This window comes from Liquorilactobacillus mali (genome assembly GCF_001437155.1).
In the GTDB taxonomy this organism is placed as follows: domain Bacteria; phylum Bacillota; class Bacilli; order Lactobacillales; family Lactobacillaceae; genus Liquorilactobacillus; species Liquorilactobacillus mali_A.
In genome coordinates this window covers 536-6,861 of the sequence record NZ_JQAR01000030.1, presented here as the reverse complement: position 1 = coordinate 6,861, position 6,326 = coordinate 536, and the positions used below count along the sequence as shown (strand labels likewise).

General features: G+C 36.8%; 5 protein-coding genes. 2 read left to right on the top strand and 3 right to left on the bottom strand.

From position 1 onward, the window contains the following. Nucleotides 1-1,717 (top strand): MobA/MobL family protein (locus IV36_RS10135; protein WP_082623756.1); only part of this gene is annotated, 1,717 nt, incomplete at its 5' end. Nucleotides 1,718-1,894: 177 nt separating this feature from the next. On the opposite strand, the gene IV36_RS10130 is transcribed toward IV36_RS10135, so the two are convergent. Genes IV36_RS10130 through IV36_RS10120 form a run of 3 tightly spaced genes read right to left on the bottom strand, consistent with a single transcriptional unit; the run spans nucleotide 1,895 to nucleotide 4,872 of the window. After that, nucleotides 1,895-2,710, bottom strand: coding sequence for a carbohydrate ABC transporter permease (locus tag IV36_RS10130; RefSeq protein WP_056992236.1), 816 nt, complete (start codon nucleotides 2,708-2,710; stop codon nucleotides 1,895-1,897). Between the two features lie 3 nt (nucleotides 2,711-2,713). Beyond that, the gene (locus IV36_RS10125) at nucleotides 2,714-3,568 is read right to left on the bottom strand and encodes a carbohydrate ABC transporter permease (protein WP_021355944.1); all 855 of its coding nucleotides are present in this window, start codon (nucleotides 3,566-3,568) and stop codon (nucleotides 2,714-2,716) included. Between the two features lie 5 nt (nucleotides 3,569-3,573). Further along, nucleotides 3,574-4,872, bottom strand: coding sequence for an ABC transporter substrate-binding protein (locus IV36_RS10120; protein WP_041095743.1), 1,299 nt, complete (start codon nucleotides 4,870-4,872; stop codon nucleotides 3,574-3,576). 127 nt (nucleotides 4,873-4,999) lie between these two features. On the opposite strand from IV36_RS10120, the gene IV36_RS10115 reads away from it, so the two are divergent. Further along, nucleotides 5,000-6,121, top strand: a complete 1,122-nt coding sequence (locus IV36_RS10115) for an ABC transporter ATP-binding protein (RefSeq protein ID WP_056992234.1) — start codon at nucleotides 5,000-5,002, stop codon at nucleotides 6,119-6,121. Nucleotides 6,122-6,326 lie beyond the last annotated feature (205 nt).

The following is a 6,326-nucleotide window of genomic DNA, read 5'->3' as shown; positions in this document are numbered from 1 at the left end:
TATGGTTGCCGATGTGGCAATTCATAGAGATCACCCAGATAATCCGCACGCTCATGTTATGCTAACTAACCGTCCATTTAACCCAGACGGAACGTGGGGATTGAAAAGTAAACGAGAAAACATATTAGATGAAAATGGGAACAAGACTTATACAGGAAATAGTCGTTTCCCAAGATCAAGAAAGTTGTGGTTAGTTGATTGGGATAAAAAAGAAAAAATAACTGAATGGCGGCACAATTGGGCGGCTAGTGTAAATCAAATTTTAGAGCAAAAAAATATTCCCGATCGAATCAGTGAAAAATCATTTATCGAGCAGGGAATAGATGATACTCCAACCCAACACGAGGGAATCAATAGTAAGCGGCATGAAAGAAAAGAATTTAATCAACAAGTTAAGAACTATCGCAAAGCCAAAGCCAGTTATAAAAACAACCAAGAAAAAGTAATCAATAGAGGTCATTTAGATAGCCTAAGTAAACACTTCTCATTCAATGAAAAACGGGTAGTTAAAGAGTTAAGCCATGAACTAAAAACTTATATCAGTTTGGAGAACTTAGATGATAAACGGCGCATGCTATTTAATTGGAAAAACAGTACCTTAATTAAGCACGCTGTTGGTGAAGATGTCACTAAACAATTATTGACAATTAACCAACAAGAAAGTTCACTAAAAAAAGCAGGTGAGCTCTTAAATAAAGTAGTTGATCGCACGACTAAAAAACTTTATCCAGAGCTTGATTTTGAACAGACAACCGCGGCTGAACGACGGGAATTGATTAAAGAAACTAATAGTGAACAAACGATTTTCAAGGGCAGTGAATTAAACGAACGTTTAATGAATATTCGTGATGATTTATTGGCCCGACAATTATTGACCTTTACCAAACGGTCATACGTTGGTTGGAAGTTATTAATGCAACAAGAAAAGGAAGTCAAAATCAAGCTTAAATATACGCTGATGATTCATGATGATAGCTTAGAAAGTCTAGAACACATCGATAAAGGACTACTAGAAAAGTATTCACCAGCCGAACAGCAAAAGATTACGAGGACAGTCAAAGACCTACGGATAATCATGGCCGTTAAGCAAGTCATTCAAACGCAATACCATGAAGTATTGAAAAGAGCCTTTCCAAATGGTGATTTAGATGATCTTTCACTAGTTAGACAAGAACAGGCTTATACAGCCGTGATGTATTATGATCCAGCTTTAAAGCCCTGCAAGGTTGAGACAATCGAACAGTGGCAAGCAAACCCACCACAGGTTTTCAGTACTCAAGAACATCAACAGGGGTTAGCTTATTTGTCGGGGCAGCTTAGCTTAGATCAGCTAGAAAATCATAACTTGCAACGAGTTTTAAAGCATGACGGAACTAAACAAATCTTTCTTGGTGAATGTAAAGCCGATCCGACTATTAAAACTAGTCAAATTGAGAAAATTCAAAAGCAGTTAAAAGAGCAACAAGATAAAGACGATCAGTACCGAAAAGCAAATATGGGGCATTATCAACCGCTGAACTACAAACCAGTTAGCCCAAGTCACTACTTAAAGACAGCCTTTAGTGACGCGATTATGACTGTTCTATATGCTCGTGATGAAGATTACCAACGACAAAGACAGGCGCAAGGTTTAAAGAAGACTGAGTGGGAAATGACGAAAAAGCAACGGCAACACCAAACTCGAAACCGGCATGAAGATGGGGGCATGCACTTGTAATCACAAAATTAGCGACTGGTTAATTGGTATGAATGGTAGTCTCCGGTAAAATACCGGAAATATACCAGCCAATTAGCAGATTAGAAATTCACTCCAATTTATGGGTTCACTTCAGTTACTACTTTTATTTGATCGATATTTTTTTAAGATTTAATTCTATTCTCAACACAATAATGTTTATTTAACTGATCCTTCTGTCACACTTGTCATGACTTGCTTTTGCAATAGGAGGAACAGAATAATAATCGGAACCATTGACAAAACAAGTCCGGCTAAGGCTAATTGCCATTGGCTGTTTGTTTCACCGAAGAAAGAATACATCTTAAGTGGAATCGTGTACATGCCATCTTTATTAACGACTAGTGATGGTAACAGGTAGTCATTCCATATTTTCATTGCATTCAAGATAACAACTGTACCTGTCATTGGGCTGACCGCTGGAAAGATAATATAAACAAAGGTTTTAAAAGGATAGGCTCCATCTAAAGCAGCAGCTTCGTCAAGAGTTTTTGAGACTCCTTGAAAAGCCCCATAAAAAAGAATAATTGAGAGGCTTACTGATAACCCGGTGTTCATAATGACCAGACTCGTTCTGTTAAGGAAATTAACCTTGCCAAAAAGTGAAAGAAGCGGGATCATAATTGACTGAAAAGGGATCAGCATAGTGCCGGCACAAAGATAGTAGAGAATTGAACTGAAAGGCCCTTTAACACGAGAAAGAGCATAGGCAGCAGCTGCCGAAACCAATGTGATTACAATGACACTGGCTACTGTGATAACTAAAGAGTTAAAGAAACTGCTTGTAAAATCAAGCGCCTGGTAAGCAGTTTTGAAATTTGAAAACGTAAAGTCCCGTGTAAACCATAACGGGTTTTGAAAAATTCCCCTTTTTCCCTTTAAAGCATTGATAATAACAATGATAAAGGGGTAGAACCAGAATAGGGCAATGATTCCAAAAAGAAAGCCAAGTAAGATTTTAGTTGATTTTTTCATCTTCTATCCCTCCCGCTTTCTTGAAAGTGCTAATTGAATAAAGGAAACAATGGTTACACAAAGAAAAAGGATAATTCCGGCTGCCTGAGCGTATCCCTGCTGGAAGTTTACAAAAGCAGTATTATAAATATACATCGAAATCATCTCTGTGGAGCGGTATGGGCCACCATTTGTAAGTGCTAAGTTTTGCTCATAGAGTTTAAACGAGTTGGCAAGTGTTAGAAATAGACTGATTGTAAAGGCTGGCGCCAATTGTGGCAGCTTGATGAAAAAGAAAATCTGGGTTGCTTTTGCACCGTCTAGAACAGCTGCTTGAATGGTATTCTTAGGAATTGCATTCAAGAAAGAAATATAGATTAACATAATATAACCGCTCATCTGCCAAACAAACAGAATTACTATCCCCCAAAAGCCTGTTGAAGGGTTGCTCAACCAACCTTTGAAAAAGTCAAGATGAAAAGCAGCGGCAATTGCCTGAAAAGCAGAAGTAAAAATGAATTGCCAGATAAAACCAAGTAGTATTCCGCCGATCAGATTTGGCATGAAGAAGATGGTTCTGAGTGATTTTGTGAGTCTGTTGTTGTGACTGGTGACGATTAACGCAAAAGCCAAACCGACTAAGTTAATTAGAATTACTGAAACAAAAGAAAATTTAACTGTTAGCCAAAAACTCTGCAGAAAGGTGGAGTCTTGAAAAAGGACTTCAAAGTTTTTCCAACCAATAAAAGAAGAGCGTAAACCATTGGAATCGGTAAAGGAATAATAAATTCCTATCAGAAATGGTACGACAATAATCAATAGTATAAAGAAAACTGCTGGTAAAACAAAAGCCAGATATTGATGTTTTTTGATAAGCATTTTTATCACTCCCCACTTTGGATTTCCCTGAGCTGTCGATATTTAGCCGATGTTTCCTTTTTCAATTCTTTCCAAGAGATCCCATTTACAAAATAGCGCTGTATATATGGCCCAAGTGCTTGGTTAGTAAAGCCATTCGGGTACTGTTTGTGAACAGGAGATTGTGCGTTTTTGGAAGTGCCGATCCGATAAATTTGTTTAGAAAGATCATCAGGCAGCCTCGAAACATCAAAGTTTTTAGTTGCAGGAACGAAACGCATTTCGTTAATGATTACGTTCTCAGCTTCTTTTGAAGTATACATCCAGTTAATAAAATCTTTAGCAGCTTTTTGCCGCTTGGGATGATCTTTAGTGATTCCTAAATACCATGAGGAACCGGTCAAAAGACGGTCAGTACCATCATTTTTAACAAAGAACGGTAACATGCCAAGATTTTTTTGCACGTATCCCTTTTCCAGACCATCAAGCGTCGGAATAATCCAATTTCCTTGAGGTATCATAGCAACTTTACCATTGAAAAAAAGGTCTTGGACAGAAGGATCATATTTAACTGAAAGAATCGGTTGTACATTATATTTTTTTACGAGATCATAATAATTTTTCATTTGCCTCTCGTATTTCCAAGGGAAAGTTTTGCTTTTGAAAGCTTTGACAAGATTATTGTTGTACGGCAGAGAAGTAAATTGTGCTGAAACAGAAGCAATTGAATTGGTATCAGCTCCGTTAAAGCCGAAAACGGCATCGATTCCAATCTTCTTTTTTTCTGAATTGAGTTTTTCAACCGCTTTCAAAAATTCAGAATAGTTATTGATCTTTGAGGCATCAATCCCAGCCTTAGCGAACACAGCTTTGTTATACGACCAGCCATAAGCCTCAAGATCGACTGGAATTCCAACCATACGTTTATTTGAAATTCCACCGCTAACAAGATTTGGTACTATGTTTTTACTTGCCTTAAGATCTTTTAGATTAATCAAATGATCCTTATACCGATCTATTTCAGGTAGCCCGCCAAGCATAATAATATCTGGAGCTTCCCCAGAGGCAAACTTCGCTTGTAAAGCAGCGGCCCCACCGCCTTGACCTGAAGTAGTAATTTGGATATTGACGTTGGGATGTTTAGCATGATACATCCGCGCTAATTTTTGATATTGTGCGGTTATTTCAGGCTTTTGATTAAAAAAGTTAAGTGTAATTTTTGAATTTTTTTCCTTTTGCGAGCTAAAACTACAACATGTTAAGACAATTAATGATAAACTCAACATAAAAGTTAGCTTAGCGATTTTAAAAAATCTTTTTTTCATGTCTTCCGCCCCGATTCATTGTCAATTGTTTGTCAAGAGCACCATTCTTTCTTACCTAAATTTTATGTTTTTATTATGAATCGCTGCAGAAACAAAAGCAAAGAATAAACTCGAGGAGGCGTTTCTTATGAATAAGATTCAAATTGAACACCTTTATAAGCGTTATGATAATGCGGAAAATGATACCCTAAAGGATATCAATCTTGAGATTGATGACAAGGAATTTGTTGCAATTATTGGACCATCAGGTTGTGGTAAGTCTACACTATTGCGTTGCTTTTCAGGTTTGGAAGAAGTTACAAAGGGAAAAATTAATGTAGATGGAAAGCGCTTCGATAATATTCCACCGCAAAAGCGCAGCATTGCAATGGTTTTTCAAGATTATGCATTATATCCACATATGACTGTTTACAATAACATGGCGTTCAACTTAAAACTTAGTAAATTTTCTAAAAGTGAAATTGATTCACGGGTCAAGGAAGCAGCACAAAAGCTTAATCTCACAGACTATTTGGCTCGTAAACCCGCGCAGCTTTCTGGTGGGCAGCGACAAAGAGTTGCTTTAGGGCGTGCAATGGTGCGCGCACCTGAAGTCTTTTTAATGGATGAGCCATTATCCAATTTAGATGCTAAACTTCGAGTTTCTACAAGACAAGATATTATTAAGTTACACAGGCAACTAAAAACCATTACAATTTATGTAACTCATGATCAGGCAGAAGCGATGGCGATGGCTGATAAAATTTTAATAATGCGTAAAGGAGTAATTCAGCAGTACGGAAAACCAGAAGAACTCTATGACAATCCACGTAATCTTTTTGTAGCTCGCTTTATTGGCTCACCTAGTATGAATATTTTAAAGGGAACACTTTCTAACGAAGGGATATTTACAATAGGGGAGAAAGATTATAATCTAAGGAAAATTATAAATAAGAAATTTTTACAGGAAGCTCAGCGAGAAACAATACTAGGATTTAGACCTGAGAAAGTTTCTGAGATTAGATCTGAAAATTCTATAAACAGGAATTCTGATAAACTTCATGAAAATTTTGTAGAAATAGTTGCAACTAAAAATTTAGTTGAATACATGGGGGGATATACGCTTGTCTATTTGAAAACAGTAGATGGAGTTAAGATAGTAATACAAACTTCCCAAAAAGTTACTGAAGATAATCAGCAGTTGCATCTTTATATCAATAAATCTGACATTTACCTATTTGATGCAAAAAGTGGACATGTTTTACGTTAACGCTAAAGTGCCCCCCTGAGTTGGAGTAAATTCAATTTCAGGGGGAAAACTATGTTTTCAGCTAAATACAGCAACAAGTATTAAGCGAATATCCCCAGAAAAATTCGCCCTTGTTACTTATGAAAAAGTATGGAATTAAAGGAAGTGCAAAGATTTATCAGGGGCTTGCTCAATTTAAAATTTTGGAAATTCAAGGATTAGATTA